The sequence below is a fragment of the Dactylosporangium sp. NPDC005555 genome, from assembly GCF_040605635.1.
GTDB lineage: Bacteria > Actinomycetota > Actinomycetes > Mycobacteriales > Micromonosporaceae > Dactylosporangium.
Genome location: NZ_JBEXDG010000189.1, coordinates 1 through 1,138, shown reverse-complemented (window position 1 = coordinate 1,138; position 1,138 = coordinate 1). Strand labels below are relative to the sequence as shown.

General features: G+C 37.0%; 1 protein-coding gene. It reads left to right on the top strand.

The annotated features are described in order from the left end of the window. Positions 1-1,138: DEAD/DEAH box helicase family protein (locus ABZS58_RS51460; RefSeq protein WP_354792170.1), on the top strand; the 1,138-nt coding region annotated here is incomplete at both ends.

The following is a 1,138-nucleotide window of genomic DNA, read 5'->3' as shown; positions in this document are numbered from 1 at the left end:
GTGAAGAAAAAGGCTCGAATCAATTTGAGAAGCTACGGCAAGAACATATTGTTTTTATTGTTGATGAGGCTCATCGTGCGGTTAGTGATGAGGAAATGAAGCGAATTAAGAAAATATTACCCAATTCAACCTGGTTTGGATTAACGGGGACGCCTATTTTTGAACAAAATAAAAAGCAAGAAAATGGAACCTTTGCCAGAACGACGAGCCAGCAATACGGGCCACTCCTTCACTCCTATACAACCAAAAACGCTATGGATGATGGCGCTGTTTTAGGCTTTCAAGTCGAGTATCATTCACTGATTTCAGAAGAGGATCAAGAGGTAATTGTCACCCAACTCAATAAAGGAAAGTTACCAGACGATGTCTTACAACAAGAAAAATTGTTGCCTACGGAACTTTATGAAACAGATGAACATATTCGTACCATGTTACAAAAAATCTTTAATCGGAGAAGTGTGGTCAAAAAGTTCAAGGTACAGAATGGTTTTCCTACGATGTCAGCCATTCTTACCACTCACTCGATTGCCCAAGCCAAACATATTTACCGGATTTTAAAGGAAATGAAAGATAATGGGACACTCTTGAATGGGCGACAATTTGATGAACGTCATCAACTGATTGATAAAGATTTCCCAAGAGTAGCTATTACCTTCTCAACCAATCCGGATCAATTAGAAAAAAATGAACAAGACGATGAATTAGTAGAGATCATGAAAGAGTATGCGAAACAGTTTGATGCTTCTCCTTATCAAGATGAGAAACTCTACAATCAAAATATTAATAAACGGTTGGCCCGTAAGGAAAAGCAATATCAATCGGATGGTCAGTGGCTAGATTTTGTCATTGTTGTCGATCGTTTATTGACAGGCTTTGATTCTCCAACGATTCAAACCTTATATATTGATCGAGAAATGAACTATCAAAAGCTCCTTCAAGCGTTCTCAAGAACGAATCGTATTTATACAGGAAAAGATTCTGGGTTGATTGTCTCTTTTAGAAAGCCCTTCACCATGAAAGAAAATGTGCAAAACACGTTTCGTCTATTCTCAAATGAAAATCAAAACTTTGATCAACTGATTCCAAGAGAATATGAAGAAGTCAAAAAAGAATTTATCGAATGTTCAACACTTTATAA